Source organism: Bogoriella caseilytica (assembly GCF_003752405.1).
Lineage (GTDB): Bacteria > Actinomycetota > Actinomycetes > Actinomycetales > Actinomycetaceae > Allobogoriella > Allobogoriella caseilytica.
Map to the genome: position 1 here is coordinate 1,065,315 of NZ_RKHK01000001.1, position 24,909 is coordinate 1,090,223.

Here is a 24,909-nt window from a genome sequence, read left to right on the forward strand (position 1 = left end):
CGGGCCCTGGCGCTTACGGCGTCGGGCTACCACCGTTGACGTGCATGGTGTCGCCGATGACGTAGCTGGACTCCGAGGAGGCCAGGTAGACGAAGGCGGGCGCCATCTCAGTCGGCTGGGCTGCCCGGCCCAGCGGAACCGACTGCCCGAACTCGGGGAGGTCCTCGGTGGGCTGCCCCTCGGAGGGCTGGATCGGGGTCCATACCGGCCCCGGTGCGACCGCGTTGACCCGGATGCCCTGCGGCGCAAGCTCCTGGGCCAGGCCCTTGGTGAAGTTGTTGATCGCGGCCTTGGTGCTCGCGTAGTCCAGCAGTGTAGGCGAAGGCTGGTAGGCCTGGATGGAGGTGGTGTTGATGATGCTGGAACCGGCCGGCAGGTGCTTCAGCGCCGCCCGAGTGGTCCGAAACATGGCCAGGATGTTGATGTGGAAGGTCTCTTCCAGCTGCTCGTCGCTGATCTCGGCAAGCCCGTCGGCCGCGACCTGCTTGGCGGCGTTGTTCACCAGGATGTCCAGCCCGCCGAGTTCGGAGACGGCGCGCTCCACGAGGTCGGTGCAGAACTGCGGGTCGATCAGGTCCCCGGCGATGGTCACCGCCTGGCGTCCGCAATCGGTGATGATCTTGGCGACCTTCTGCGCATCCTCCTCCTCGTCCGGGAGGTACTGGATGGCGACGTCGGCCCCTTCACGGGCGAAGGCCACGGCCGCGGCCGCACCGATGCCGGAGTCACCACCGGTGATCAGGGCCTTGCGCCCTTCCAGGCGTGCGGTGCCGCGGTAGGACAGCTCGCCGATGTCCGGCTGCGGCGTCATGTCGCCCTGCACGCCCGGCTCCGGCTGATGCTGTTCGGGCGGGCTGATCTGGGGGTACCGCTCGACAGGGTTGACGAAGACGAGCTGGTCGGTCTCGGTCGTGTGGGTGTCCTCGGAGCTCATGGGTTCACTTCCTGCGATATGCGGAGTAGGTACCTCGCCATCGTCAGGCCGTGCTGGTGGGCGCGCATCTCAGGAGTGGCCACCTCCGCAGGCGGGCCGCAGCGCTCAGCGCACCATCCGGATCTCGGACAGCGCGCGACCCTCGGCGTCAGTCAAGGTCTTCAGCGGCACCTTTTCGCCGTAGACCGCGAAGCCGAGCTTGCGGTAGAAGGCCATCGCACGCGGGTTGTCACAGAAGACCCAGAGGTAGGCAGGTGATCTCCTCGGGTCGACGGCGTCAACCAGGAGCTCCGCCAGACCAGTCCCATACGCCTCACGCAGCAGGTAGACGAACCACAGCTCATGGTCCCGCGGCATCTGAGGATCGCGTGCCGGGCCGAAGCCGGACGCCGTCCTGGGGCGAATGCATACCGGCACTATGCCCATGGCAAGGGCAGCGCAGCCAGCCCGGGCTTCGACACCGCGGCACGGTTGCCCTCGGGGACATCGGCGCCTACCGTCAGGCCATGCCACAGGTGAGCGCCGAGGCGTGGGTGCCGATCCCTCCCGAGCAGGCCTTTGCCGTCTCCCAGACCACGGGCGAGTTACGACTGAGCTGGGATCCCTTCATTCGCCGGCAATACTTCCTCGATGGCGCCACCCGCCCGGCCAAGGGCGTACGCACCTACACCCGGGCCCGTCTGGGGCCGGCCATGATCAGCTCTTACGCCTCCTACCGCCCGCCCACCTCGGTGGGCATGGCCATGGAGAAAGGGCCCTGGTTCTTCCGCACCTTCGGCGGCGGATGGCGATTTGCATCCGAGGACCGCGACGGCGTCTCCGGGGCGCGGGCGACATGGAAGTACTCCTACTCGATCCGCCCCAGCTGGCTGGCCTTCGTGGCGCATCCGATCGGGAACTGGCTACTGGGCCGGGAGATCGACCGGCGGATCGCCGCCTTCGCCCGCGCCTGCCGCTCACCGGGAACCGTCACCGCGGCACTGGACGCCTCGAGCAGCTGAGTCCGGCGGCGCAGGTGACCTGGCCCGGGCCTGCGCCATGGTCGAGTGACTCGCCCGGCCGCTGCGCGACGGATGTGACCGGTCAGTCGGAGGACAGGGCGATCGTCAGGGAGTCCGTGCCGGTCTGCTGCACATACTCATCCGAGGTGGGTGTGGACTGCCGCAGCAGCTCGTAGTCGATGTGCAAGACGATCGCCACGGCGGACTCCTCGACGGCGGGGAGCAGGAAGGTCCGGCTATAGCTGTACGGGTCCTTCACCACGAAGCCCGGCTCCACTCCCGCCTCGTCCATGAACGGGTCGAGAATCGTGTTGGTGGATCCGTCCGGGCCGATCACGCTCGGGGTCACCCTGACACGTCGCAGGTAGAGGCTCTCCTCGCCGTCGCCGGAGAGGGAGGCCGTGACGTTCATGGTGAGGGGCTTGGCGGCATCGTGGGTCCAGCGGTCCATTCGGAGGTCCGACCAATAGTCGATCTCCAGCACGACGTCGCCGGCTTCGATGGTCCGCTCGGTCTGCCCGTTCTCCAGATCGTTCGCGATGGAGACCGGTGGCGGCTCCTCGACTGTGGGCTCTTCCACCGGTGCCGGCTCCTCGACTGTGGGCTCTTCGACGGCGGCCTGGGCGTCGCTGCTGAACCACGAGGGCACACTGCAGCCACTGAGAGTGAGCATGATCGAGACACCCAGGAGGCAAGGGACAACGCGAGACATCATGTGATCCTTCGATCGCCGGTGGCGGACGCGCTCAGCCTAGGGACCGGATGGAGTCGCATCGGGCCGCTTGCCGAAACCTTGTGGCGATCTTTCGGGATTTCGGTGACCACCAGGCATCAGCGGCACCGGCGCGAGGCTCCCAGGGCGATCAGGCGGCGATCAGGGGCGGTGCCGCACGGCGGCGCGCGCCATATTGCGCTGCATTCCCTCGAACACGATGCCGTGAAACGGCCAGACCGCCCACCAATAGAGCACCCCGAGGAGACCGCGCGGCCGGTAGACGGCGCGCTGGTGCAGCACCGTGTGGTTGCCGCGATCCTCCACGCGGAACTCGAGCCACCCCGAGCCGGGCAGGCGCATCTCGGCGCGCAGCAGCAGATAGGTGCCCGGGGTGATCTTCTCGACGCGCCACCAGTCCACGGCCTCGCCGAGGGTGAGCTGATCCGGGTGCCGGCGTCCCCGCTTCAAACCAGGCCCGCCGAAGAAGCGGTCGATCAGGCCGCGGGAGGCCCAACCCAGGCGCCAGGAGTACCAGCCGCGTCCGCCACCGATGCCCTCGACCACCGACCACACGGCCTCGGCGGAAGCCCGGACGGGCCGCGAGCGCTCATCGATGCGCATCGAGCCGCCGGCCCAGTCGGGGTCCTCGGGCAGTACCGTGGCCGAGGCCCCGGGAGTGGAAGCGGAGTACCAGGTGGTGCGCACGTCCAGGTCACGGATGCGCGCGAGCGCGAGTTCCACGGCCTCATCGAAGCCGATCGGCTGCACCTCGGGGGCGAACTCCGCGAAGTCGTTCTCCTTGGCCAGGACCTCGTGGATCAGCGAACCCACCAGGGGCCGCGCCACGCTGGTGGGCACCGGGGTCACGAGACCGACCCACAGCCCGGCGAGGCGGGGCGTGAGGGCGGGCAGGGCCAGGATCCGTCGCTCGGACAGTCCGGCGATGCGCGCGTACCGCTTCATCATGTCGCGGTAGGTGAGCACGTCCGGGCCGGCGATGTCGAAGGTGCGATTGACGTCGGCGGGGAGCTCGGCGGCCTTGGCCAGATAGCTCAGGACGTCGCGCACGGCGATGGGTTGGATCCGGTTCTTGATCCACTTCGGCGCCACCATCACGGGCAAGCGCTCCGAGAGATTCCGCATCATCTCGAAGGAGGCGCTGCCCGAGCCCAGGATCACCCCGGCCTGCAGCACCGCGGTGGGCACACCACTGGCGAGGAGAACCTCGCCCACCTCGCGGCGCGACTGCAGGTGCATGGAGAGGTCTTCCCCCTCCGGTGCGATGCCGCCGAGATAAACGATCCTGCCCACCTCGGCCCGCTCGGCGGCTGCGGCGAAGCGGGTGGCCGCTTCCCGGTCCAGGTCCGCGTAGCCCGTACTGTCCGCCATGGAGTGGATGAGGTAGTAGGCGACATCGACCCCGGTGAGGGCGCGCTCGAGGCTCTCGCTGTCGTTCACATCACCGGCAACCACCTCGACGTCCGGGCGCCACGGCCGGTTGTCCAGTTTCTCCGGTGTGCGGGCCATCGCCCGCACCTCGATGCCTGCGGCGAGGAGCTCCGGCACGAGCCGCCCTCCCACGTATCCGGTGGCTCCTGTGACCAGCGCCTTCACGTCCCGTACCTCCAGTCGTCGACGTTCGGCCACATCCGCTCGCTGATGTGAGCGCGGCCGGGCACTCGCCAGGCGAGACCCTATGGTCCGCGTTCGCAGAGTCGATGCGAACGAATCCAGAGTGTCACCGCCGGAGCGGCTGCGCATGCGGGAGACGCAGCTGGCTACGGCGCGATAGTGCGGGCGAAGACCACGCGGTTGTCCAGGTGGCGCTGCGCCGTACCGTCGAACTCCCCGGTGCAGGTGACCAGCCGGAGCTCATCGTCCGGCGTGGCACCGAAGACGATGTGCGTGGGGTAGTCGTCCTTGGGGAGATCCTCGATGCGGTAGACCTCGTAATGGTGCAGGGCGCCGTCGACGTCCCTGATCTCCACCCGGTCTCCGACGTCGAGCTCGGTGAGCCGGAAGAACACTGCCGGACCCGTCGGGGAATCGACATGGCCGGCGATGACCGTGGCCCCGGGGCCACCGGGCCGGCTCCCGCCGGTGAACCATCCAGCCCGGTCCCAGTCGGCCGGGACTTCCATGGTGCCGTCGTCCTGCAGGCCCAGGTCGATGAGATCTTCGGCGACGCCGATCTCCGGGATCTCCACGCGAGCGGGGATCGCGCCGTCGCCGAGGGCTGCGGCCTGGACCGGCGTCTCGTCGTCCGCGAACTCCTCCGAGGCCTCGCCGGAACTCTCCTCCGACGTCTCCGGGGCCGCGTCGGCAGCGTCGTCCTGCCCGGCATCGTCCTGTTCCGCGCTCTCGCCGGGCGAACCGGCTTCTTCTGTAGCCTCGGCGGCGGCGGTCCCCTCAGCCACGGACGTCTCGGCCGGGGTGGGCACAGCGTCCGCGAGTTCCGCCGAATCCTCAGCAGTTCCCGAGGCGCAGCCGGCCACCAGGGCGAGCACCATGGTGGTGGCGAGCGCGGCACAGCCCCGCCGCGCCGCGAACCGGCGCGACGGGGTGTGCTGGGACATCACGCGGCGTTCCTCCGCGCACGGTAGGTCAGTGCACCAGCAACGCCGGCAAGAGCCAGGCCACCAGCCCCGAGAAGGGGCAGCATCATCGAGCTCTGCTCAGCGGTGCCGCCGCCACCGGTCTCCAGGCCTCCGACCGGAACCTGCATCAGCTGGCCGCGGACGACGCCGGCCGGGTAGTTCTCGGTGTGCGAGTCCGCGCTGAAGGCAGCCGGGTCGGCCTCGAGCTCAGCCAGGGTGAAGCCCTCGCCGTGGTCGTTACCGTCCTCGTCCTCCAGGCCGGTCATGAACGGGCCCTCCATGCAGCCGTAGCTGGTGCGCGGGCCGTCACCGACGGGCTCCGGGTCCGGGAAGGCCAGACGCGGGGGCCCCGCCTCACCGGCTGCGGCGTCGTGAATATGGGTGGCGGTGGCCGCGGGGCTCTCGTAGTCGCCAGTGACTCCGGTGAGCTCGATGTGCCAGCAGATGATGTCGTAGTCCGAGTTCACCCGGAAGGTGAACTCGCCCATGGCGCCCTCTTCTCCGGGGGCGGGTTCGCCGTCGCCGTCCACCACAGCATCCGGGGTGGCCATGGCCGTGAAGGCGGAGGTGAAGTAGTCGGGCTCATCGACCGAGTTGTTGTAGCCGTCGCTGTACGCACTGGCGGAGCTGCCGGCGAACACGAGGCCGAGCGCACCGGCGCTCGCCGCGGTGAGGAGCGTCCATCGACCAGTCTGGTTGCGGGACATGCCGTGTTCCTCTCGTTGATGTTCGGGCGCTGCACAGCACCCGCTTCATGAGGAGATACGCACCACAGGGCCTCGCGTTCATTTACGATGAGGATCCGCTGCGGGACCATCGACGAAGGGGCGTGATCACGCTGACTGGCCTGCGTGACGGTGACGCTCCACGCGCCAGTGCCCCGTCCAGCGGTTTCGACCTCGCGGACGCCTACGACCAGCACGGGGGCGAGATCTTCGGATTCGCGATCAATGCTGTTCGTGATCGGGGCGTGGCCGAAGAGTGCGTGCAGGAGACCTTTCTGCGGGCATGGCGTGCGCGCGAGCGCTTCGACCCCTCGCGCGGGGCGCTCCGGACCTGGCTCTTCACCATCGCCCGCAATGTCATCACGGACAGTTACCGCCGCGATGCGCGCATTCCCGAGCCGGTTGAGGCCGGCCACATGTCGCAGCGCAGCGCTCCGGAGCGCGATCCTGCCGACCGTCTGATGGCCATGGAGGCGCTGGCTTCGCTCAGCGTGGAGCACCGGCAGGTCGTGGTGGCTGTTCACCTCCTGGGCCTGGGCTACGCGGAGGTCTCGGATTCCACCGGCGTTCCGGTGCCCACGCTCCGGACGCGGACGTTCTACGCTCTACGCGCACTACGGCGTTATCTCGAAGGACGGGAGGGGGCGTCATGACCGCGGACGAAGACCGGCGCGCCGAGCTCGTGGCCGCCGCGCTGGCCGGCGAGCTGAGCACTGAGGAGCGCGCCGAGCTGGACGCGATGGCGGCTTCCGACCCCACGGTCCAGGCCGAGCTCACCGAGATGGCCGAGATGCTCTCCGGAGTGCGCAACGCCGTACCGAGCTGGCACGACGAGTCGCCGCCCCCAGCGCTGCGGGCCAGGGTGCTCGAGGCAGCCCACGCCGAAGGGGAGGCCGGTGAGCACGAGTCCGCCGACCACGTTGCCGGCCTGCCCGGCGCCGCCGCGGATGCCGAGACTGTGCCCGCTCCGGCGGCTCCGAGGGAGCGATCGAGTACGAGCATGGCTGCTGACGCGCGCCGGCGCCGGCACAGCTCATGGGCACTGGTGGCCTGCTTCCTCGCCGGTGTGCTGGTGACCGTGGGCGGGTACGTCGGCGCCACGACGATGCAGGGCGGACCACCCGACGGACCGCCCGGCACCTTGGGTGCCATCGAGGAAGTCAGTTTCGATCGGCAGATCGAAGGCGCCCGCATCGATGGCGTGCTCGTGGCCCACACCTGGGGCACGGAGACCATCCTCGAGATCGAGGGTTTGCCGGCGGGTGAGGGCTACGCGCTGGTCCTGATTGACGAGGACGGCCAGGAGTACCACTCCGGCACTTTCTTCGGCAGCGACGTCGTCATCGACTGCCGGATGAACGCTGCGGTGATGCGCGCGGAGGTGGACCGCCTGGAGATCCGGGAGGAAGCCGGCGGGGTCCTCATCGCTGCTTCGCTCCCCGACGCCGTCGACGACCGCGGATAGCGAGAAGGTCGACCGCATTGGTTGCCGATACGGCCCTAATAGGGGCGGAATCGGCAACCGATTCGGGGGTGACGGCGGTGGTGACGCCGTCGACCGCCGCCGTCGCCTGTGGATAACTCGACCGGCTCGCTGCCTCACTCAGGCAGGCTTGGTTAATGCGCCGTGAGAGCCGTGAACGGGCCGAGGATCTGCTTGCTCGCGCACCTCGTGGTGTCTTCACCGAGGGCATGGCCCGCCAGGCCGGCTTCACACCCAAGGCGATTCGCTATCGAGTCAGCACCGGACGCTGGCAACGCTTCACCGGTGCCACTCTGCTCGATCCTCAGCACCCGGCCGGAAGGGAACCTGGCCTAGAACACCGGGCGCTCGCCGCCACGCTCACCTGGCCAGGATGTGTCGTCGGCCTGCGGACTGCGGCGGCCATCTTGGGCTTCCCCGTTCGGGACGACGGCTTGGTGCACGTGATCTGTCCGGAAAGCCGCCGTCCTCGGCGCGGGATCGTTCCGCATAGATGGCAGCTCCAGCAGTGCGAGACAGTGCGACTGCCCGACTACCGGATCAGCAATCCGCGCCGGACGGCCATCGACTGCCTGGCCCATTTCGACAGCCATGAGGCGGACTCACTACTGGTGTGGCTCCTGGCCTACGAGAAGCTCTCCGCGGATGCTCTCGAAGAAGCCATCGCTGCCCGCGCTGGCTGGACCGGGACCGCACAGTTGCGTCGCCTGCTCCGGGTCGCCCGATCGGGTGCCTGGAGTGAGCTGGAGCGCCGGCTCCATCGCCTGATGCGGCGCGCAGGCCTGACCGGCTGGCAGCCCAATGTGTCGATCACCGCACACGGGCGCATCATCGCCCGGGTGGATGTGCTCTTCGAACACGCGAAGCTGGTGATCGAAGCCGACGGTCGCGCCTACCACCAGGATTTCCACGCCGAGCGTGCTCGGCTGAACGCACTGAGCCTCGCCGGCTACACGGTGCTGCGCTTCACCTGGCACGACATCTCCGAGGAGCCCACACGGGTGGCGGCCGAGATTCGCCGGGCACTCCGCACGGCAGCGGGGGCGGCGGCGGGTTCGTTGTCGAACCGGCCCCAGTAAGGGCGCGATCGGCACCGAATCGCGCGACGATGGGCCCATGGGCGGCCACGAACGCACCGAAGACGGGCACCACCTGATCATCAATGGCCGGAAGTGGCGCGCCTCCGACCCCGCCATCCCCGAGCCCTTGCGCCAGGAACTGGTCACAGAGCTGATGACTGCCCGGCGCCTGATCAAGAGCCGTGGCGATGAGGGGCGATTCCGCGCCCACGACGCCAAGGTCGCGCTCGGCGAGCGCGGCGAACCGTGGTGGGAGACGAGCAAGGACGGTCAGCGCGAGCGCCTGGGCGCTGCCGTGCGGGCACTACTGCGCAAGCGGGAGGGATCGACCATCTGCCCCAGCGACGCCGCCCGCATCGTCGGTGGAGAGAACTGGCGAGAGCTGATGCCGCTGGCACGAGAGGTGGCCGGCGACCTCGCCGGAACCGAGGAGGTCCGCATCACTCAGCGTGGCGACGAGGTCTCCGCTGATGCCAGCGGACCCATCCGCCTCGCTCCCGGGCCTGCTCTGCAGCACTGAGCCGCGTTGATGTGGCGCGATCCGCTGCCGATTGCGCCCTCATAGGGGCGAAGTCAGCAACGAACCGGTGACACGGGGCGCCGGTGGCCACGATCGGCAACCGCGCGACGTCGGAGCGCTCGACTCGTTCGGGAATAACCACCACTCGGACCAGGTTGAGCCTGTCAGACTCAAGTTTGAGCATCCCGATTTGGCACTCGCCCGTCGAGCGTGCAAACTTGAGCGCATAGGACTCAAGAAGCCCGGGTCAGCTGACCATCGGGCACATGACCGTGAGGAGCAGAATCACCATGGGACGTGCAGTCGGCATCGACCTCGGCACCACGAACTCCGTCGTCTCCGTGCTGGAGGGCGGCGAACCTACCGTCATCGCGAACGCAGAGGGCGCCCGGACCACCCCGTCCGTCGTGGCCTTCTCCAAGTCCGGCGAGGTTCTCGTCGGTGAGGTGGCCAAGCGCCAGGCGGCCACCAACGTGGACCGCACCATCTCCTCGGTCAAGCGCCACATGGGCACGGATTGGACCACGGAGATCGACGGCAAGACCTACACCCCGCAGGAGATGTCGGCTCGCATCCTCGGCAAGCTGAAGAAGGACGCCGAGTCCTACCTCGGCGAGCCAGTCACCGATGCCGTGGTCACCGTGCCCGCGTACTTCAACGACGCCGAGCGTCAGGCCACCAAGGACGCCGGGCAGATCGCCGGGCTGAACGTGCTGCGCATTGTCAACGAGCCCACCGCTGCGGCACTGGCCTACGGCCTGGAAAAGGGCAAGGAAGACGAGCTCATCCTGGTCTTCGACCTCGGTGGCGGCACCTTCGACGTCTCCCTGCTCGAGGTGGGCAAGGACGAGGACGACTTCTCCACCATCCAGGTGCGCGCCACCAACGGTGACAACCGGCTCGGCGGCGACGACTGGGACCAGCGGATCGTGGACTGGCTGGTCAAGCAGGTCAAGAACAAGGAGGGCGCGGACCTCGCCAAGGACCGTATCGCCCTGAAGCGACTCCTCGAGGCCGCCGAGCAGGCGAAGAAGGAACTCTCCTCCACCACCAGCACCAACATCTCGCTGCAGTACCTGTCGATGACGGCCGACGGCCCCATCCATCTGGACGAGACGCTCACCCGCGCCGCCTTCCAGGAGATGACCTCCGACCTGATCGAGCGCACCAAGCAGCCCTTCCACAACGTGATCAAGGACGCCGGGATCTCCGTCTCCGAAATCGACCACGTGGTGCTCGTGGGCGGCTCCACCCGCATGCCTGCCGTCTCCGACGTGGTGCGTGAGCTCACCGGTGGCAAGGAGCCGAACAAGAGCGTGAACCCGGACGAGGTCGTGGCCGTGGGCGCTGCCCTGCAGGCCGGCGTGATCCAGGGCGACCGCAAGGACGTGCTGCTGATCGACGTCACCCCGCTGTCCCTGGGCATCGAGACCAAGGGCGGGATCATGACCAAGCTGATCGAGCGCAACACCGCGATCCCGACCAAGCGCTCCGAGGTGTTCTCCACCGCCGAGGACAACCAGCCGGCCGTGACCATCCAGGTCTTCCAGGGTGAGCGGGACTTCACCCGCGACAACAAGGCCCTGGGCACCTTCGAGCTGACCGGCATCGCCCCGGCTCCGCGCGGCACCCCGCAGATCGAGGTCACCTTCGACATCGACGCCAATGGCATCGTGCACGTCTCGGCCACCGACAAGGGCACCGGCACGGAGCAGTCGATGACCATCACCGGCGGTTCGGCCCTCCCCAAGGAGGACATCGACCAGATGATCAAGGACGCCGAGGCACACGCGGCCGAGGACGCCAAGCGCCGCGAGGAAGCCGAGACCCGCAATGGCGCCGAGCAGTTGGTGTACTCGACGGAGAAGCTGCTGAACGACAACAGCGAGAAGCTCTCCGAGGAGATCACCACCGAGGTGCGCGGAGCGGTCGACGAGCTGAAGAAGGCGCTCGAGGGCGAGGACATCGAAGCGGTCAAGACGGCGCAGCAGAACGTGATGACCGCCAGCCAGAAGATCGGCGAGGCGCTCTACGCCTCCGAGGCCGCCGCAGGAGAGGGCGCACCCCAGGGTGAGCCCGAGGCGGCCGACAGCGACGAAGACGTGGTCGACGCCGAGATCGTCGAGGACGAGGACGAGCAGAAGTGAGCGGGCAGGACGGATACGACCCCGAGCCGGAGGACGGCGCAACCCAGTCCGGCGGGCCCCAGTCCGGCGCAGCCGACGGCGGCACTGACGAGGCCGCAGCCGCGGCGCCCGAGGACTCGACGGCTAAGGACAGCGCCACCGAGACCGAGGTGAGTGAGCTGGAGCAGGCACAGGCCACAGCCGCTGACCTGCAGGACCAGCTCGCCCGCCGCGGCGCTGACATGTACAACCTGCAGCAGGAGTACAGCGGCTTCGTGCGCCGGGCGAAGGCCGATGCCGCTAACCAGCGTCAGGCGGGGGCCCAGGACGTGCTGGAGTCACTCCTGGGGGTACTCGACGAGGTGGAACTGGCCCGCCAGCACGGGGATCTCACCGGCCCCTTCGCTGCCATCGCCGAGAAGCTGGAATCCACCCTCGGGCAACGATTCGAGCTGGTGCGCTACGGAGCGGTCGGTGAGGCCTTCGACCCCGAGGTCCACGAGGCGCTCATGCACGAGACCGATGAGGACGCCGAGACGGCCACCGTCAAGCAGGTGCTCCAGCCCGGCTACCGCGCCGGCGAGCGGGTACTGCGCGCGGCCCGGGTGGCGGTCATCGGACCCCAGTGAGTCGTTCCAAGAGCAGTCGTGCGGTGGTGGTCATGCGTGGCCACCACCGCACGACACGTCGTACGAGAGGTGTGTCATGACCGGTCAAGACTGGCTGGAGAAGGACTTCTACGCCGCTCTGGGCGTGCCGAAAGACGCCGGCAGCGACGAGATCAAGAAGGCGTACCGCAAGCTCGCCCGCAAGTACCACCCGGACCAGAACCCCGGCGACGATGCGGCCGAGGCAAAGTTCAAGGAGATCGGTGAGGCCTATTCGGTGCTCTCCGACGCCGAGCAGCGCAAGCAGTACGACGGCCTGCGCGCGATGGCCGGTGGCGGCCCGCGCTTCGCCGCCGGTGGTGGCGGTGCGGGGGCAGGCGGCTTCGACGACCTCTTCTCCCAGGTCTTCTCCGGCCAGGGCGGCCCGAACGTTCGAGCCCAGCCGGGCATGGGCGGCGGCTTCGAGGACATTCTTTCCGGCATGTTCGGCGGCGGCTCCCCCGGTGCCGGGCCGGCCGGTTTCGGATCCCGTCGCGCGCCGCAACGCGGGGCCGACGTCGCCGCTCAGGCCACCTTGCCCTTCCGTGAAGCAGTGAACGGCACCACCGTGCGCCTGGAGACCAACGGCCGGACCGTCACCGCCCGCATTCCTGCGGGCGTGCGTGATGGGCAGAAGATCCGCCTGCGCGGCAAGGGCCAGCCCGGGATGGGCGGCGAGCCGGGCGATCTGGTGGTCACCGTGCATGTCGAACCGCACCCGGTGTTCAGCCTGGATGGGAAGAATCTGCGCGTGACCGTGCCGATCACTTTCGACGAGGCGGCCCTCGGTGCCACGATCGAGGTGCCCACGCTCGATGGCGAGGCCGTGCGGGTCAAGGTACCGGCGGGCACGCCGTCGGGGCGGACCCTGCGCGCACGCGGCAAGGGCGTCAAGACGGCCGGTGGCAGCAATGACCTGCTCGTCACGGTGCAGGTCGCGGTGCCTGAGCGGCTGCCGCGCGCCGCCAAGAAGGCGGTCCAAGAGTTCGCCGAGGCGATGGGGGATGCTGACCCCAGGGCCGGATTGATGGAGCAGGCGCGGATGTGAGCCGGCAGAACAACCGGAGGTGAGGGACATGGACTGGCGTGAGGACGCGCCCATTCTGACGATCTCGGTGGCTGCCGAGATCGCTGGCATGCATCCGCAGACCCTGCGCCAGTATGACCGTCTCGGGTTGGTCGAGCCGCGACGCACTCGCGGGCGCGGGCGGCGCTACTCGATGCGGGACGTGCGCCGGTTGCGGGAGGTGCAGCGCCTGAGCCAGGAGGAGGGCGTGAACCTCGCCGGCATCAAGCGGATCCTGGATCTCGAGCGGGAGCTGGAGTCGGTGCGCGCGGAGAACGAACGGCTCCGCCTCATCGCCGATCCGGGCCGCCGTGTCTTCGCGGCTGGGTCTGACGGAAACGTGGTCGCGGTGCCCCGGGGTCGCCGGGTCCAGCGCGCGGGGAGCGCGGGCGCCGTGGTGCTCTGGCGCCCGCGCCGCGACTGAGCGCCGCCTACCGGTGCGGCAGCCTGGCCATCAACTGGTCGAAGACGTTCTCGCGGGCGAACTGTAGGGCGTAGTCCCGAGCCCGCTCAGCCCAGGCGCGTCGCTCCTGCGGGCTCATCGAGACGGCCTGGTCGAGTGCAGCCGCCACGGCCTCCGGATCCCCCGGTGGCACGATGATCGCGGTATCCCCCACTGCTTCACCGATCCCCCCGGTGACGGTGGTGATGACCGGGCCGCCGCCGGCCAGCATCTTCTCCACCAGGGCAATCCCGAAGGTCTCCACGAACTCGGGACGTGGCTTGCTGGGCAGGGCGTACGCCGCGCAGCCGGCCATGAGATGGACCTTCTCGGCGTCGCCGACGTCGTCGAAGAAGACGATGCGGTCGGCTGCGGGCGAGGCTGCAGCGAGGGCATGGAGGTCAGCGGCAGCGGGGCCGTTCCCGCAGATCACCAGTCGTGCTCCGGAGTTGGCCTGCGACTGCGCGAAGCCGGCGATGAGGTCGTCGACGCCCTTTGCTGCGGCGAGCCGGGAGAGGAAGAGGATGTACCCCTGTTCGGTGAGTCCGCGTCGCTCCAGCACGCGCTCGGTCTCGGCGCGGTCGAGGCCCAGGAAGGCAGCCGTATCGATGGCGGGGTAAGAGATCTGCACGCGGTCGCGCAGGAGCCGCGCGAAGTCGGTGCCGATGAACTCATCAAGAGCGGTGGCTTCGCTGACCATGAGCTCGCGGGTGTACTCCGAGACGGCCGTACACAGATCATTCGCCAAGTAGGTGGTGAGCAGGTGCACCGCGGCCCCGTAGTTGCCTTCAGCAATGCAGGTGCGGACCACGTTCGTGATGTCCGAGCCGACCGCTTCGGCGATGGTGGTGATCTGGGCCGGCACGCCTGTGGCCGCGGCAGCGCGGGCGGCCTCGACCACGGCGGTGGTGTGCGGAGAGAGGTACAGGGACATCGCCACTGTGGGTACCCCGTCGCTGAAGAGTTCGATCAGTCGCCCGGTCATGCCCGCGACGTAACGGCCATCGGGAACCCGGTAGTCCCCCACCGGTGCCGGCCGTTCCACGAGGATGCCCTCGCTGTAGGGCAGCACCGCGTCGAGCGGTTTGAGGGGCAGCCCGCTCTCCTGCAGGCGTTCGAGGGGCCAGGTCACGATGCGCACCTCGGTGAAGCCGCGCTGCAGGGCCACTTCGGCGAGGTTGCGCGCCTCACCGGAGTGCCCGCAGATGACCGGATCGGCGCGTACCACGATGACCAGACGGCGGCCCAAGGCAGCCGATGGGGACGTCGATGCTGCCAGCTGTGCGGAGGTCTCGGAGGTCATGGAGCCATCGCTTCCGTAGGGTCAGGGCGAGAGGGAGGACGAGCGCCGACGTCCGTGCCCCAGGCGCTGGGAGAGGCTCCGAGTTCAATGTCGATGGTGCCGCCGGCCGCGAGCTCGGTTCCGGTGATCCAGCTCCGATCCAGCTCCCGCCCGTTGAGGCGCACTCCCTGCACGTACTGAGCGGGGCCGTGCGGCTCGGGTTCGGTGAATCCCCGCGTGAGGATCTGCAGTTCGGTGCCCACCCCGGTGCGGATCCGCGACGAGCGGAAGGAGGGGGCGTTGAGCAGGAAGAGGTCTTGACCAGCCACCGGGAACAATCCAAGGGCGGCCCAGACGTACCAGGAGGACAGGCCTCCGGAGTCGTCATTCCCGGGCAACCCGCCGCGGCCGGTGCCGTACTGCTGGTGCACGGCGGCGTGGACTACCTCGGCGGTGCGGTCGGGACGGCCGGCGTACTGGTAGGCCCAGGGCGCATCCATGTCTGGCTCGTTGTTCATACCCTCGAATCGGTTGAGGGCATAACCGCGCCGCATCTCCTCCACGCCGGGCTGTAGGCCGGGCTGGGTGACATGCTCGGCGCCGTACCCGAAGAAGGCGTCGAGCATCCGCACGAAGGCCTCGTCACCACCGGCCAGGGCGATGCGGGCGGCCATGTCGTGCATGAGGCGGAAGGAGTAGTTCCACTTCCCGCCCTCGTAGTAGGCGGAGTCCTTCACCAGGCCGGTGGCCTCGTCATAGGCGTTGCGCCAGCGCTCGGCGAGCGGTGCGAGCTCGGCGACGAGCTGGCGGTCCCCCTGCCGGTGCGCGATCGCTGCGGTGCACCAGTAGCCGAAGGCCAGGTCCAGGGTGTGGCTGATCGGGTTGGTCTCCCCGGCGAGCAGGAAGTCCTCGCCGTACATCCGGCGCAGGTCGTTGTTCATGTGCACCAGTGCCCAGTCCCAGTCCATCCCGGGCAGGCCGCGGCGGCACAGGTCGGTGAGGAAGGTGTGGGCCAGGGCCGAGGCCTGACGGAAGAACTGATCCGAGCCGCGCGACATCCGGTAGCCGACCGGCAGGTTCCCTTCTTCCTCACACACCCGCAAGAGCGCCTCGGCGAGCTCCATCGCGCGTTCCGGGCGCAGGATGGTCAGCAGGGGCAGCTGGGTGCGGTAGATGTCCCACATGGTGGAGATATCGAAGGCGAAGGCTCCGTCGTGGGGCCAGAACGGGCTCTCCCCTGCGGCCAGGCAGGGCTTGATGAGTGAGTGGTACAGCGCCGTGCTGAACACGGTGCGCTGACGCTGCGAACCCGTCTCGATCTCGATCTGGTCGAAGTGTTCGCGCCACATCCGGCGGGTGGCGTTGTGGCGCTTCTCGAAGGAGCGCGGGCCGGCGTCGCAGTCGTTGTAGAGGTTCTCCCGGGCTTGCTCCGCGCCGCGCAGGGAGAAGCCGAATCGCAACTCCACGGTCTGGCCGGCCAGGGCGGGGCCAGCCCACATCAGGCCGAAGGGCCGCAGGGTGGTGGGGCGGATGTACTCGAAGTCCAGCCGGCTCCCGCCGGGCATGAGGCGCCGGTCGTACCAGAGCATCTGCCGCCAGTCCGCGGCGTCGCACTCCATGTGCACCGCCAGTGGGGCTCCTTCAACCGTGATCTCGCCCTGGGCCATCTGCGGTGACAGCGAGGAGAGGTGGGCGCGCAGCGGGATGGTGGCGCCGTGGCGGATGGACAGTCCGCCGAGAGAGGCGTCGATGACCACCCGGGCGTTGGTGTGCTCGGGAAAGGTATAGCGGTGCACAGCGGACTTGGGGCCGACGGTGATCTCGCAGCGGACCCCCGAGGAGAGCGTGGCAGCGTAGTAGCCCGGCGAGGCCTCCTCCTCGACGATGTCCCACAGCTCCCCGAGGGCGTCGAGCGGCTGAATCATCGGGGTGACGCGGAAGTAGTTGTAGTACTTGCGGATGGCGCCGGTGCCGGACTGCTGGAAATGGGTGAAGCCCGAGGCACGCAACGAGGTGTGCAGCTCAGGCGGCAGGCCCTCGGTGGACAGGTCGTGGCGGCCATACCCGGTGGGGTAGGCGCCGGAGTAGGCGCAGGCGGAGACCATGCCGAGCGGATACGTAGCACCCGGGTGGGTGTTGCCGACCTGCGGCTTCGGAGACCACCAGGTGGCGGCTAGACCGCTCCGCGGCGGCAGGTCGGTGATATCCGTCCCGATGAACGGATCGACGTGGTCAATCATGGTCGGACGATACTGAGCGAATGTGACGGGGGTGTTGCGCACGCCGGTGCGGGCCGCTCGTCGAGTGCGTCACGAGGGACTCCCCCCGATGTAGGCCGCCAGGTGTTTGCCCGTGAGCGTCGAGGACTGGCGCACCAGTTCCGCCGGGGTGCCCTCGAAGACCACGCGTCCGCCATCATGGCCGGCGCCGGGGCCGAGGTCGATGATCCAGTCCGCGTGGGCCATGACGGCCTGGTGGTGCTCGATCACGATGACGGAGCGACCCGCGTCCACGAGCCGGTCGAGGAGGCGCAGCAGGTTCTCCACGTCTGCCAGGTGCAGCCCGGTGGTGGGTTCATCAAGGACGTAGACCCCGCCGTTGTCCTTCATGCGCATGGCGAGCTTGACCCGCTGCCGTTCACCGCCGGAGAGGGTGTTCAAAGGCTGGCCGAGCCGGAGGTACCCGAGCCCGACGTCTTCCAGCCGACCGAGCACCACCTCGGCCGCCGGGGTTCGTGCCTCCCCCGCCGCGAAGAAGGGTCGCGCCTCAGCGACGGGGAGGTCGAGCACCTCGGCGATGTTGAGGCCGCCGAGCCGCAGATCGAGCACGGCCGCCTGGTAGCGCCGGCCGCCGCAGTCCTCGCAGGGGGTGGAGACCGACTCCATGAAGCCAAGTTCAGTGATGATCACGCCAGCGCCCTTGCAGGTGGGGCAGGCGCCTTCGGAGTTCGCGGAGAACAGGGCAGGCTTCACGCCATTGGCCTTGGCGAAGGCCTTGCGGATCGGCTCGAGCACGCCGGTGTAGGTGGCCGGGTTGGAGCGACGTGATCCCTTGATGGCGCTCTGGTCCACGGTGACGACGCCGGCGCGTTCGGCCCGATCGCTGTTCACCAGATGGCTGTGGATCAGGGAGCTCTTGCCCGAGCCGGCCACGCCGGTGATCACGGTGAGGACGCCGAGTGGGAGGTCGACGTCGACGTCCTGGAGGTTGTGAGTGTTTGCCCCGCGGATCGGCAGAGAGCCGGTGGGCGTACGGACCTGGTCCTTCAGTGCGGCGGTGTAGGCGAGGTGCTCGCCAGTGAGGGTGCCGCTCTGGCGCAGGCCGGCGACGTCGCCCTGGTAGACCACCTCGCCACCGGCGGACCCGGCGCCGGGGCCCATGTCGACCACGTGGTCGGCGATGGCGATGGTCTCGGGCTTGTGCTCGACCACCAGCACCGTGTTGCCCTTGTCGCGCAGCTCCAGGAGCAGGGAGTTCATGCGAGCGATGTCGTGCGGGTGCAGTCCGATGGTGGGTTCGTCGAAGACGTAGGTGACGTCGGTCAGCGCCGATCCGAGGTGGCGGACCATCTTGGTGCGTTGCGCCTCCCCGCCGGAGAGCGTGCCGGAGGGGCGATCGAGGGAGAGGTACCCCAGCCCGATCTGCACCAGCGCATCGAGCAGGTGCAGCAGCGCGGCGATGAGTGGCTGCACACCGGAGACGTCGAGGGTGGCGGTGGCGACATCACCCGAGGCGCCCTCAGCGGTCGCGCCGTCGGTGGCGCTGCCTACCGCGTCCGCGCCGTCCAGCGACCGGAGCCAGTCGGCGAGATCGCTCACCTGCATGGCGCTGACCTCGCCGATGTTGCGCCCGGCGATCGTGCAGGAGCGGGCCGAGTCGTTCAGCCGGGTGCCCGCGCATGCGGAGCAGCGCCGCAGCACCGAGGCACGCTCCACGAAGGCCTTGAGATGTGGCTGGAGGGAATCGGGATCCTTGCTGAACATCGACTTGCGGAGCTTGGGGATCAGGCCCTCGTAGGTGACGTTGATCTTGTCGATCTTCACCTTGCGCGGTTCGGCGTGCAGGAGGTCCTCGCGCTGCTCGGCGGTGAGCCGGCTGATGGGGATGTCGGAGGGGATCACTGCTTTGAAGGCGGCGACCATCCACCCGTCGGGGGTGTAGCCGGGCGCCAGGATCGCGCCGTCTTCGAGGGATCTGGACTCGTCGATGATGTGGGTGAGGTCGAGGTCGGAGACGGCTCCGCGGCCTTCGCATTCGGGGCACATGCCGCCCAGGTAGACCGCGTCCTTCACGATCTTCTTCTCCCCCTTGGGCCCGGTGGCCACGCCGCTGGCCCGGGTGGTGGGAATGTTGAAGGAGAAGGCGGTGGGGCCACCGATGTAGGGGGTGCCGAGCCTGCTGAAGAGAGAGCGGAGCATGGCGTAGGCATCGGTGACGGTGCCGAGGGTGGAACGCGGGTTGGCGCCCATGCGCTCCTGGTCCACGAGGATCGCCGTGGTCAGCCCTTCGAGGGAGTCGACCTCCGGGCGCGGGAGGTTCGGCATGAACCCTTGCACGAAGGTGGAGTAGGTCTCGTCGATCAGGCGCCGTGACTCGGCGGCAATCGTGCCGAAGACCAGTGAGCTCTTACCGGAGCCGGAGACGCCGGTGAACACGCTCAGCCGGCGCTTGGGGATGTCGAGATCAATACCGCGCAGGTTGTTCTCGCGGGCGCCGCGCACGCGGATGATGTCGTGGCCGTCCGCCGGATGGGGGTCCATGCTGCGTTTCTACCACCGCCGGCCGACACCCGAGCCGGGTTCGCGCGGGAACTTGCGCGGGCCGGATCGCCCTGGCGTGCGCGTGAGCGGGCCCGTGGTTAGCGTCGGGAGCATCCGCCACGAACGCGGCGCCGGTACCAATGGAGGGACGCACGATGACGATGGAGAACAAGGTCGCTCTGGTCACGGGGGCGGGATCCGGTATCGGCCGCGCCTCTGCGGTCCGTTTGGCGCGCGAGGGCGCCACGGTGGTGGCGCTCGGTCACCGCCAGGAGAGCGCGGACGACGTCGCCGAAGAGATCCGCAGCGAGGGCGGGACCGTGCTGCCTGTCTCGGCGGACGTGGGCGATGTGGACATGGTCAAGGAGGTCTTCGCGCGCATTGAGAGTGAACTTGGGCGACTCGACGCCGTGGTCGCGAACGCCGGGGTCAATGGTGTGTGGGCGCCGCTGGAAGAGCTGGAGCCTGAGGAATGGTCCAGCACGATCAACACCAACCTCACCGGGACCTTCCTCACCGTGCGCTACGCCCTGCCCCTACTGCTCAAGCAGGGCGGCTCGGTGGTGGTCATCTCGTCGATCAACGGCACCCGCACCTTTAGCAACTCCGGCGCCTCCGCCTACGCCACCAGCAAGGCCGGGCAGGTCGCCTTCGCGCGCATGATCGCCGTGGAACTCGGCCCGCGCGGCGTGCGGGTGAACTCCGTGTGCCCGGGAGCGATCGACACCGAGATCGAGGACAACACCGAGCATCGCGACACCGACACCCTCGGCGTCGTGGCCGAATACCCGGACGGCGAGATCCCCCTGACCGGCGAGGAGCCGGGCACCTCAGCACAGGTGGCAGACGCCGTCGCGTTCCTGGTGTCCGACGCCGCGAGCCACGTCACCGGTACCGAGATCTTCGTCGACGGGGGGCAGGGTCTGGTCGTGTGAGGGTGCGGACCCCAGCGGTCAGTAGCCAACCGCCTCCACGCCGTACTCGGCCTCACTCTGACTGAAGCCCTCATAGAGCAATTGGTCGATCAAGCCCTGGCGTGAGAACGACGTGAACTCGAGATAGCTCTCTGCCGATCCGGCTGCCTGCTCATTCCAGTCAGGATCGATGTAATCCACTGCAAACGTGGCGTCGTCGGTGGAGAAGTCCTCGTACTCGAGCTGGGAGATCAGGCCTGAGCGGGAGAAGTGGGTGAAGCTGAGATAACTCTCGGCGGAGCCGATCGCGTTTCGTTGTGCGAGAGAAAGGTCTTCGCCCTGGGCGGCCTCGTCTTCGGCTGGCTCGTCGTCCTCCTCTTCCGGCTCCGAACTGGCAGCCTGAGCGGCAGCCTCGACGGCTTCGAGCTCTGCGAGTAGCAGAGCCTCCTCGGCTTCGTCGGCGCGAGCATTGGCTGCATCCCGTTCGGCCTCGACCTCTTCCATGGCCGCAGTGACAGCGTCGCGCTCTGCCTCGAGATCGGCGAACTCCTCCTGACTGACCTCATCGGAGGAGTCGGCGAGGGGTTCACTGTCGGACGATCCCGCGTTGCCGATGGCAATCCCAACACCGAGCGCGACGAAAAGTCCGACCACCCACGGCCAGCGACGCGCCTTCGGCTTCGCGGGCGGGGGTCCGGGAACCGGGGGCGGGCCCATCGGATGTTGGGGAGCATTACCCGTGAAATAGGGCTGCCCCTGTGGCTGCTGCTGACCCTGTGGATATTGCTGCGGCTGCGGAGGCGACATATCGGACGCACTTTCTCTCGAAGAACAACTGATGAGCCACCCCCCGAGGTTGGTAGAGCATGGCAGGTGCCGCCGGATCTCTACTAGCCGCGATTCGCTGTTGTGACCTGATCGAGACGTGAAAGCTCCTGATAGCGGCACTGGCCGAGCGGCCGTCCTCGTTGCCTAATCACCGGCATCGCACAGGCTTAGTTGCCACGCCGTACGAACGATCCAGTAGTGACCAGCGCTCAGTGACCCTGACTCGTCTCAACCGGGAGCGGCTTCTCGGGGTTGTCGGCAGTGCCGCGGAGCCGCGCGACGATCCGCAGCACGTGATACACGCCGATCGCGGCCGCCGAGCCCAGCGCGATGCCTTCGAAGCTCATCTCCCCGGCGATCCAGGTGTAGTTCGCGATGCCCAGCACCAGGGCCACGCCGGCGGTGCCGAGGTTGATGGTGTTGGAGAAATCGACGCGGTTCTGCACCCAGATGCGCACCCCGAGGATGCCGATCATGCCGTAGAGCACGGTGCCGGCGCCGCCGAGGACGCCTTCAGGCACCGTGGCCACAACAGCGCCGAACTTCGGGGAGAGGCTCAGCAGGAAGGCGAACACGGCCGCCACCACGTAGGCGGCGGTGGAGTAGACACGGGTGGCGGCCATGACACCGATGTTCTCGGCATAGGTGGTGGTGCCGGAGCCACCGCCGGCGCCGGCGAGGGCGGTGGCCACGCCGTCACCGATCAGCGCCCGCCCCATGACCGGGTCGAGGTCGCGCCGGGTGATGGCGGCCACCGACTTCACGTGTCCGACGTTCTCCGCCACCAGCACCAGCACCACGGGCAGGAACAGGCCGAGCAGGTTCGGGTCGAAGGTCGGTGCGACGAACTCGGGCCATCCGAACCAACCGGCGTCCTCGACGGCCTGAAGCTCCACCTCCCCGCGGAACGCAGCGAAGCCGTACCCGATCACCACGCCCAGCAGGATCGACAGGCGGCCGAGGAAGCCGCGGAAGAGCACGCCGCAGAGCAGGATGGCGGTCACGGTCACGGCCGCAGTCAGGCCGCTCTCCTGCACGTTGTTCCAGGCTGCCGGAGCAAGATTGAGGCCGATGAGCGCGACGATCGCCCCGGTGACCACCGGGGGCATGATGATGTCGATCCAGCGCGAGCCCGCCACATGGACGATGACTCCGACGACGACGAGCATCACACCCACCGCGATGATGCCGCCGAGGGCGCTCGACATCTCCCCAGTGGCCGTGGCGGCCCCGATCGGCGCGATGAAGGCGAAACTCGAGCCCAGATAGCTCGGCACCCGGCCGGCGGTGATGATGAGGAAGAGGATCGTGCCGATGGCCGAGAAGAAGAGGGTGGTGGAGGCCGGGAACCCCGTGAGTGCCGGCACCAGGAAGGTGGCGCCGAACATGGCGACCACGTGCTGCATGCCGATGCCGATGGTCAGGGGCCAGCTCAACCGCTCATCCGGGGCGACGACCTCACCGGGTGGGAGATGCTTGCCATCGCCGTGAACCTGCCACCGCCACCATCTACGCGCCGCCATGACTCTCCTCCTCCGCGCGCCAGCTCGCCCGGCGACGCCGCGGACAGCCTAATGTTCCGGCCAGGCAGGTTGGAACGCGGGACAGTGGGGGGCGACGGGCCAGAGTTCAGATCAACCCAGGATCACGGCTTGGGGGGCAGAGATGAGCAACGAACAGAGTCCCGTCAACAGTCGCCGAGAACCATCGCACGTCCATGGCGCCAGCGGCCGTGGCACTCTTGAAGCAAGCGAAGTACTGAGGCGAGGCCCTGGAATGACTCGCCATCTCGCATCCTTGACGTGGGGGACGGTGCCCGGTGTCCGAGCCAACGCTCACTGAGCGAAGCACCACGATTGCCGTGGTGATGCTGTTCGTGGCGTGGCCCATAGCGGGATGCTCACCTGAAGACGATCTGCCATTCGACACCTTCGCCACGTCGGGGGAGGAGCCGGAGGCCCTTCTGGAGGGGATGTTGATCCTGAATAGCGGCTGCCTAGCCGTCCTAGACGACACTGGGCAAGAAGTGCCGCTGGTTTTCGAACAGTCGACAGAATGGCACGAGAGCGGGCGCGTAGTCCTTCACGAGGTCGATGCCGAAGTCGGCTCATGGGTAGCACTAGGAGGCGGCGCGAGCCAGAATACAGATTGGCAACCAGAGGACTGCTATGAGCAGGGAGTACCTTTTGGGGTCTACCGCATTCTTGACGGAGACGCCGACCCTGCCGACTCCCCATAAAAGTGATGTGACGCCGCCGCAACGCGCCCTGCCTCTGGTGAGACCTCTCGACCCGAGCGGGCATCTTCGCTGACGGTCAGAGCTCGGACGCCGCCACCAGCGAGATCCTCCGCGAACTCACCATCGACCCCACCAAGGACTACCAACCACGAACCCCGAAATGATCAAGGCCCGAACCCACCAACCGTGGGTTCGGGCCTTGCAGATGTCCTGAGACATCACAATGGCGGTGGCGGTGGGATTTGAACCCACGGTGGCTTTGACACCACACAGCATTTCGAGTGCTGCACCTTCGGCCGCTCGGACACGCCACCGGGAAGAACCCTACCGTCGGCCCGCACCCTGACCCAAGCCGACAAGACGTGGAGACGGTCACGTGGCGGCCTGATCGAGCCCGCGTAGCCTGGGCTGGTGCCTGAGATCGGCCCCAGCAGCCTCCCCGCCGCATCGGCGGTCTCGCGCGCCAAACTCACCGAGTCCCTGCTCCAGCCGGAGACCCTTCCGCCGGCCGATCCGGCCGCCGCCGATCCTCACAGCCTCGCCGGCCTCTTCCCTTCGGGAGCGGCGCCCCGCCTGGTCATCCGCCCGACCGACATCGCGCCGCCGGCCGAGGACGCCCGGCCCGACCCCGCCGATCTCGACGCCGCCATCGAGCCCTTGGTGGAGTTGCTGTCGGGGAAGCGCATCGCCGTCCTCACCGGCGCCGGGATCTCCACCGACTCCGGGGTCCCGGACTACCGCTCCCCCGGCTCGGCGCCGCGGCGGCCAATGACTCACCAGCAGTTCATCTCCGCAGAGTCCTTCCGCCGCCACTACTGGGCACGCAACCACCTGGGCTGGGAGCACCTGGCCGCCGCTCAGCCGAACGCCGGCCACCGCGCCCTGGCGGCCATGGAAGACGCCGGCCACCTCACCGGCCTGATCACGCAGAACATCGACATGCTGCACGCGCGCGCTGGCTCACGCCACCTGGTGCCCATTCACGGCCGCTACGACCGGGTGCGTTGCCTGAGCTGCGACGCCATGACTCCGCGCGCCGAGTTCGATGGCGTGCTCGAGTCGCTCAACCCGGGGTGGCGCGAACGGGTCAAGGAACTCGCGGACCTCGAAGTCGCCCCCGATGCCGACGTCGTCCTGAAGTCAACCGCCGACTTCCGCATTGCCGACTGCGCGCGCTGCGGGGGCATCCTGCAACCCGACGTCGTCTTCTTCGGACAGAACTCCTCCCGAGAGCGGGTCGAGCGCGCCTCTGCGATCGTCGATCAGGCCGACGTGCTCTTGGTGGCGGGATCCTCGCTCGCGGTCATGGGCGGGCTGCGCTACGTGCGGCGGGCCGCCAAAGCAGCGAAGCGAGTGGGCATCATCAATCGCGGCAGCACGCGCGGGGATGAGTTGGCGACCGTCCGCGTGCACGCGGGCACCAGCGAGACGCTCTCCCTCCTCGCGGCACGCCTATGAGGGACAGCCTCTCCCGGCCAGGGTCGCCCACTCGTGGCCCCGCCCTGCGCGTTTGTGGTCACTTGGTGCCGCTTTCAGGGCGACGCACGGTGT

Annotated in this window: 22 protein-coding genes and 1 tRNA gene; 11 read left to right on the forward strand and 12 right to left on the reverse strand. The window is 68.4% G+C overall.

From position 1 onward, the window contains the following. Positions 1 to 13: 13 nt before the first annotated feature. A complete protein-coding gene (locus EDD31_RS04755; RefSeq protein WP_123303144.1) occupies positions 14 to 934 on the reverse strand; it encodes an SDR family oxidoreductase in 921 nt (306 codons plus the stop codon). A 105-nt stretch (positions 935 to 1,039) separates the two neighbouring features. Then, a complete protein-coding gene (locus tag EDD31_RS04760; RefSeq protein ID WP_123303145.1) occupies positions 1,040 to 1,291 on the reverse strand; it encodes a GNAT family N-acetyltransferase in 252 nt (83 codons plus the stop codon). Between the two features lie 149 nt (positions 1,292 to 1,440). Between EDD31_RS04760 and EDD31_RS04765 the strand changes: the two genes are divergently transcribed. After that, complete coding sequence (locus tag EDD31_RS04765) at positions 1,441 to 1,935, forward strand: SRPBCC family protein (RefSeq protein WP_123303146.1); 495 nt, start codon at positions 1,441 to 1,443, stop codon at positions 1,933 to 1,935. 82 nt (positions 1,936 to 2,017) lie between these two features. On the opposite strand, the gene EDD31_RS04770 is transcribed toward EDD31_RS04765, so the two are convergent. The 4 genes from EDD31_RS04770 to EDD31_RS04785 all read right to left on the reverse strand — a co-directional run bounded on the left by EDD31_RS04770 (position 2,018) and on the right by EDD31_RS04785 (position 5,954). Beyond that, on the reverse strand, positions 2,018 to 2,647 hold the full coding sequence (locus tag EDD31_RS04770) for a hypothetical protein (protein WP_123303147.1): 630 nt from the start codon (positions 2,645 to 2,647) through the stop codon (positions 2,018 to 2,020). A 162-nt stretch (positions 2,648 to 2,809) separates the two neighbouring features. Further along, positions 2,810 to 4,264: an SDR family oxidoreductase gene (locus tag EDD31_RS04775; RefSeq protein WP_245990912.1), complete on the reverse strand. Its 1,455-nt coding sequence runs from the start codon at positions 4,262 to 4,264 to the stop codon at positions 2,810 to 2,812. Positions 4,265 to 4,428: 164 nt separating this feature from the next. Further along, complete coding sequence (locus EDD31_RS04780; RefSeq protein ID WP_245991282.1) at positions 4,429 to 5,226, reverse strand: class F sortase; 798 nt, start codon at positions 5,224 to 5,226, stop codon at positions 4,429 to 4,431. Continuing rightward, entirely contained in the window at positions 5,226 to 5,954 is a 729-nt protein-coding gene (locus EDD31_RS04785) for a CHRD domain-containing protein (protein WP_123303149.1), read from the reverse strand. Before EDD31_RS04785 ends, EDD31_RS04780 begins: the two co-directional genes overlap by 1 nt. Before the next feature lie 122 nt (positions 5,955 to 6,076). Here EDD31_RS04785 and EDD31_RS04790 point away from each other — a divergent pair, with 122 nt between their 5' ends. The 8 genes from EDD31_RS04790 to EDD31_RS04825 all read left to right on the forward strand — a co-directional run bounded on the left by EDD31_RS04790 (position 6,077) and on the right by EDD31_RS04825 (position 13,317). Beyond that, entirely contained in the window at positions 6,077 to 6,625 is a 549-nt protein-coding gene (locus EDD31_RS04790; RefSeq protein WP_245990916.1) for a sigma-70 family RNA polymerase sigma factor, read from the forward strand. Next, on the forward strand, positions 6,622 to 7,437 hold the full coding sequence (locus tag EDD31_RS04795; protein WP_123303151.1) for a hypothetical protein: 816 nt from the start codon (positions 6,622 to 6,624) through the stop codon (positions 7,435 to 7,437). The genes EDD31_RS04790 and EDD31_RS04795 overlap by 4 nt, the downstream gene beginning before the upstream one ends. Before the next feature lie 155 nt (positions 7,438 to 7,592). Beyond that, positions 7,593 to 8,534, forward strand: a complete 942-nt coding sequence (locus tag EDD31_RS04800) for a DUF559 domain-containing protein (protein WP_123303152.1) — start codon at positions 7,593 to 7,595, stop codon at positions 8,532 to 8,534. A gap of 37 nt (positions 8,535 to 8,571) precedes the next feature. After that, positions 8,572 to 9,054: a DUF3253 domain-containing protein gene (locus EDD31_RS04805; RefSeq protein WP_123303153.1), complete on the forward strand. Its 483-nt coding sequence runs from the start codon at positions 8,572 to 8,574 to the stop codon at positions 9,052 to 9,054. A gap of 290 nt (positions 9,055 to 9,344) precedes the next feature. Next, positions 9,345 to 11,201, forward strand: coding sequence for a molecular chaperone DnaK (dnaK, locus tag EDD31_RS04810; RefSeq protein WP_123303154.1), 1,857 nt, complete (start codon positions 9,345 to 9,347; stop codon positions 11,199 to 11,201). Further along, positions 11,198 to 11,809 carry a nucleotide exchange factor GrpE gene (locus EDD31_RS04815; RefSeq protein WP_123303155.1) on the forward strand — a complete coding sequence of 204 codons (612 nt, stop codon included), beginning with the start codon at positions 11,198 to 11,200 and terminating at the stop codon, positions 11,807 to 11,809. Before dnaK ends, EDD31_RS04815 begins: the two co-directional genes overlap by 4 nt. 76 nt (positions 11,810 to 11,885) lie before the next feature. Beyond that, positions 11,886 to 12,875 carry a DnaJ C-terminal domain-containing protein gene (locus tag EDD31_RS04820; protein ID WP_123303156.1) on the forward strand — a complete coding sequence of 330 codons (990 nt, stop codon included), beginning with the start codon at positions 11,886 to 11,888 and terminating at the stop codon, positions 12,873 to 12,875. Positions 12,876 to 12,903: 28 nt separating this feature from the next. Next, a complete protein-coding gene (locus EDD31_RS04825) occupies positions 12,904 to 13,317 on the forward strand; it encodes a heat shock protein transcriptional repressor HspR (RefSeq protein WP_123303157.1) in 414 nt (137 codons plus the stop codon). Positions 13,318 to 13,324: 7 nt separating this feature from the next. Here EDD31_RS04825 and EDD31_RS04830 read toward each other — a convergent pair whose 3' ends face one another. The 3 genes from EDD31_RS04830 to EDD31_RS04840 form a co-directional block, all read right to left on the reverse strand. Further along, entirely contained in the window at positions 13,325 to 14,638 is a 1,314-nt protein-coding gene (locus EDD31_RS04830; protein WP_123303158.1) for a glycosyltransferase, read from the reverse strand. After that, on the reverse strand, positions 14,635 to 16,857 hold the full coding sequence (locus tag EDD31_RS04835; RefSeq protein ID WP_123305142.1) for a glycoside hydrolase domain-containing protein: 2,223 nt from the start codon (positions 16,855 to 16,857) through the stop codon (positions 14,635 to 14,637). The genes EDD31_RS04830 and EDD31_RS04835 overlap by 4 nt, the downstream gene beginning before the upstream one ends. 69 nt (positions 16,858 to 16,926) lie before the next feature. Next, positions 16,927 to 19,377 (reverse strand): ATP-binding cassette domain-containing protein, encoded by a 2,451-nt coding sequence (locus EDD31_RS04840; protein WP_123303159.1) that lies wholly within the window; start codon positions 19,375 to 19,377, stop codon positions 16,927 to 16,929. A 155-nt stretch (positions 19,378 to 19,532) separates the two neighbouring features. Here EDD31_RS04840 and EDD31_RS04845 point away from each other — a divergent pair, with 155 nt between their 5' ends. Beyond that, positions 19,533 to 20,312, forward strand: a complete 780-nt coding sequence (locus EDD31_RS04845; protein ID WP_123305144.1) for an SDR family oxidoreductase — start codon at positions 19,533 to 19,535, stop codon at positions 20,310 to 20,312. 18 nt (positions 20,313 to 20,330) lie between these two features. Here EDD31_RS04845 and EDD31_RS04850 read toward each other — a convergent pair whose 3' ends face one another. The 3 genes from EDD31_RS04850 to EDD31_RS04865 form a co-directional block, all read right to left on the reverse strand. Next, positions 20,331 to 20,945 (reverse strand): Ltp family lipoprotein, encoded by a 615-nt coding sequence (locus EDD31_RS04850; RefSeq protein ID WP_170163190.1) that lies wholly within the window; start codon positions 20,943 to 20,945, stop codon positions 20,331 to 20,333. Between the two features lie 383 nt (positions 20,946 to 21,328). Further along, complete coding sequence (locus EDD31_RS04855) at positions 21,329 to 22,642, reverse strand: uracil-xanthine permease family protein (protein WP_123303161.1); 1,314 nt, start codon at positions 22,640 to 22,642, stop codon at positions 21,329 to 21,331. A gap of 940 nt (positions 22,643 to 23,582) precedes the next feature. Further along, a tRNA-Ser gene (locus EDD31_RS04865) sits at positions 23,583 to 23,672 on the reverse strand. A 97-nt stretch (positions 23,673 to 23,769) separates the two neighbouring features. Here EDD31_RS04865 and EDD31_RS04870 point away from each other — a divergent pair. After that, positions 23,770 to 24,816: a Sir2 family NAD-dependent protein deacetylase gene (locus EDD31_RS04870; RefSeq protein ID WP_342768017.1), complete on the forward strand. Its 1,047-nt coding sequence runs from the start codon at positions 23,770 to 23,772 to the stop codon at positions 24,814 to 24,816. Positions 24,817 to 24,909: the final 93 nt, after the last annotated feature.

Coding starts and splice junctions, on each gene's coding strand:
- EDD31_RS04825 (WP_123303157.1), top strand. CDS start 12,904: ATGGACTGGCGTGAGGACGCGCCCATTCTGACGATCTCGGTGGCTGCC.
- EDD31_RS04780 (WP_245991282.1), bottom strand. CDS start 5,226: ATGTCCCAGCACACCCCGTCGCGCCGGTTCGCGGCGCGGCGGGGCTGT.
- EDD31_RS04830 (WP_123303158.1), bottom strand. CDS start 14,638: ATGACCTCCGAGACCTCCGCACAGCTGGCAGCATCGACGTCCCCATCG.
- EDD31_RS04835 (WP_123305142.1), bottom strand. CDS start 16,857: ATGATTGACCACGTCGATCCGTTCATCGGGACGGATATCACCGACCTG.
- EDD31_RS04785 (WP_123303149.1), bottom strand. CDS start 5,954: ATGTCCCGCAACCAGACTGGTCGATGGACGCTCCTCACCGCGGCGAGC.
- EDD31_RS04795 (WP_123303151.1), top strand. CDS start 6,622: ATGACCGCGGACGAAGACCGGCGCGCCGAGCTCGTGGCCGCCGCGCTG.
- dnaK (WP_123303154.1), top strand. CDS start 9,345: ATGGGACGTGCAGTCGGCATCGACCTCGGCACCACGAACTCCGTCGTC.
- EDD31_RS04800 (WP_123303152.1), top strand. CDS start 7,593: ATGCGCCGTGAGAGCCGTGAACGGGCCGAGGATCTGCTTGCTCGCGCA.
- EDD31_RS04760 (WP_123303145.1), bottom strand. CDS start 1,291: ATGCCGCGGGACCATGAGCTGTGGTTCGTCTACCTGCTGCGTGAGGCG.
- EDD31_RS04855 (WP_123303161.1), bottom strand. CDS start 22,642: ATGGCGGCGCGTAGATGGTGGCGGTGGCAGGTTCACGGCGATGGCAAG.
- EDD31_RS04840 (WP_123303159.1), bottom strand. CDS start 19,377: ATGGACCCCCATCCGGCGGACGGCCACGACATCATCCGCGTGCGCGGC.
- EDD31_RS04845 (WP_123305144.1), top strand. CDS start 19,533: ATGACGATGGAGAACAAGGTCGCTCTGGTCACGGGGGCGGGATCCGGT.
- EDD31_RS04755 (WP_123303144.1), bottom strand. CDS start 934: ATGAGCTCCGAGGACACCCACACGACCGAGACCGACCAGCTCGTCTTC.
- EDD31_RS04765 (WP_123303146.1), top strand. CDS start 1,441: ATGCCACAGGTGAGCGCCGAGGCGTGGGTGCCGATCCCTCCCGAGCAG.
- EDD31_RS04770 (WP_123303147.1), bottom strand. CDS start 2,647: ATGTCTCGCGTTGTCCCTTGCCTCCTGGGTGTCTCGATCATGCTCACT.
- EDD31_RS04805 (WP_123303153.1), top strand. CDS start 8,572: ATGGGCGGCCACGAACGCACCGAAGACGGGCACCACCTGATCATCAAT.
- EDD31_RS04820 (WP_123303156.1), top strand. CDS start 11,886: ATGACCGGTCAAGACTGGCTGGAGAAGGACTTCTACGCCGCTCTGGGC.